This window comes from Streptomyces glaucescens (genome assembly GCF_002154375.1).
Classification (GTDB): Bacteria; Actinomycetota; Actinomycetes; order Streptomycetales; family Streptomycetaceae; genus Streptomyces; species Streptomyces glaucescens.
In genome coordinates, this window is the sequence record NZ_MUND01000383.1 from 1 (window position 1) to 2,080 (window position 2,080).

Below are 2,080 nucleotides of genomic sequence, written 5' to 3' on the forward strand. Positions count from 1 at the left end.
CTCGACGGCGGCGACGCGGTCGGCGAGCAGGCCAGGGCGGTGACCGCCCGGCCGAGGGGGTCGTCGCCGGAGCCGCCGAGGGCCTGTGCTCGGACGTACGCCGACGTGACGGCTGTCCAGCGAGCCGCCTGTTCGCCGGTGAGCGAGCCGCGCAGGGCGGCCGGCTCGAGGAGCCGGGCCGGCCTCCACACGCGCCGCGACCGGTCCCTCCAGGTCGTAGCGGTCCAGGTCGGGGCAGACCTCGATCGCCGCGGCTTCGGCGAGGTCACCGTCGTCGACTGTCCCGCCGCACGAGCCGGCCGCCCAGCGAGCGTGTCCAGCAGCGTGCGCGCCGCAGGCGAAGGACTCGCCGGAGGCCGGCTCCTCCAGCCGTCCTCACGAACCGTTCTCCCGCAACTCGTCGTCCATCGAAGCGATCGTGCGGAGGACGTCCACGGCGTGCTTCCGCTCGTTCCCGGGCAGCGCGCTGAGAAGCTGCTCGTTGATCTGTTCGGCTGGGCCGATGAGCGAGTCGAGCAGGCCGGCTCCCGCGTCCGTGAGGCTCAGCAGGACGGGAGCCTGGACCCTCGTCCCCCGCTCCTACACCTTCGCCACGGCACGCTCGTCCCGCAGCCTGACGGCACAGCGGACCCTGACCATCGGCTGACCTCGCTTCAGCCCCTCCGCTCACGCCCCCGACCGCCCCGGGGGCGTGAGCACAGCAGTCCCGCACCTGTCGGCCCATGCCCGGCGGTGAGCCGCGCCCCCTCTCCCGGAGTCCGTTCGTGCCCGTCACCACGCGCCTTTCGCGCTCAGCACTCGCGATCAGTTGCGCTTCCGCACTGCTGGCCGGCTGTTCCCTCCTCGACACGTCCGACGGGCGGCACAGGGAGATCACCGTCCTGGCCAATGTCACCGACGAGTCCTCCATGAACAGCGTCGTCACGGCCTTCCACCGGCAGAACCCCGACATCCACGTCAGCGTCACCTACGCCGACACCAGCACCCTGCAGAAGGAGCTGCCCGGCAAGCTCCGGGAAGGCGAGGGACCGGATGTCTTCACCGTCTGGCCCGGCAGCGGCAACCCGGCCTCCGTCACGGCCCTCGAACGCGACGGCCTGCTGGAGGAACTCGCCCTGCGCCGCTTCAACCGGACCCTTCCGGAAGGCGTCAGACCGGTGACCGACGTGCTGGGCATCACCTACGTGGTGCCCATGAGCTTCAGCGCGATCGGTGCGATCTACTCCGGGCGCACCCTGGACGCAATCGGCGGTTCCGTTCCCGCCACCTGGAGCGAACTGCTCGACCTGTGCGACACCGCACGGGAGCACGGCAAGGTGCTGTTCGCCCTGGGCAACGCCACCCCGTGGGTGACCCAGCTTCTCGCCTACGCCTTGGTCGCGACGGCCGTGTACGCGGATCAGCCCGACTTCGATGACCTGATGAACCAGGGCAAGCGGACCTTCGCGGCATCCGGGTGGCGGACGGCTCTGGAGAAGTACCTCGCGATGAACGACCGCGGCTGCTTCGGCCCCCGACCACTCGGCACCTCCTACGAGGACGCGCTGGACCAGGTCGCGGACGGCCGGGCAGTGGGCGTGGTGCAGGTCGCCAGTACGCTCTCCGCCCTCCGGGCCGCCGCTCCCGGCCTGGATCTGCGCATGACCGCGCTGCCCGCCACCGACGACCCCGAGGAGACCCGGATGCCCGGCGCGGTGTCGGCCGCCTACGGGCTCAACGCCGACAGCCCCCACCGCGAGGCCGCGCTCGGATTCATCGACTTCCTGGGGTCGGAAGAAGGGCAGAACCTGTACAACCGCTCCGGAGCCACCCTGCCGGCCATTCCCCACACATCCTTTGCCGTCGACCCCGCCGTCGAGGAAGTCGCCGAACGGCAGAAAGCCGGCACGACCGTCCCGTTCATGGACCAGCGCTGGCCCAACTCCGAGGTTCAGCGAACTCACTTCGCGCAGATCGAGGCTCTCTTCGCCGGCACGACGAGCGTCGATGAGGCACTGGCGGCGCTGGACCGCGCCTATCAGGAGCGGAACTGACCTGGGCCGCTTCCGGTGTGCGGTGAGGCCTAGGTCGTGTCCGCAAA

At 70.7% G+C, this 2,080-nt stretch carries 3 protein-coding genes; 2 read left to right on the forward strand and 1 reads right to left on the reverse strand.

Annotated features, from left to right (window positions below; translation table 11 throughout):
- A partial coding sequence (locus CCN42_RS43400) for a hypothetical protein (protein WP_169731516.1) occupies positions 1 to 191 on the reverse strand: 191 nt, incomplete at its 3' end.
- A gap of 311 nt (positions 192 to 502) precedes the next feature.
- On the opposite strand from CCN42_RS43400, the gene CCN42_RS42685 reads away from it, so the two are divergent.
- Both CCN42_RS42685 and CCN42_RS24285 read left to right on the forward strand, forming a co-directional pair.
- Positions 503 to 646 (forward strand): hypothetical protein, encoded by a 144-nt coding sequence (locus tag CCN42_RS42685; RefSeq protein WP_158102123.1) that lies wholly within the window; start codon positions 503 to 505, stop codon positions 644 to 646.
- A gap of 118 nt (positions 647 to 764) precedes the next feature.
- Positions 765 to 2,033 carry an ABC transporter substrate-binding protein gene (locus tag CCN42_RS24285; protein WP_211294786.1) on the forward strand — a complete coding sequence of 423 codons (1,269 nt, stop codon included), beginning with the start codon at positions 765 to 767 and terminating at the stop codon, positions 2,031 to 2,033.
- Positions 2,034 to 2,080 lie beyond the last annotated feature (47 nt).

Bases quoted from the DNA above. Each gene is read 5' to 3' on its own strand.
- CCN42_RS42685 (WP_158102123.1), top strand. From the start codon at position 503: ATGAGCGAGTCGAGCAGGCCGGCTCCCGCGTCCGTGAGGCTCAGCAGG.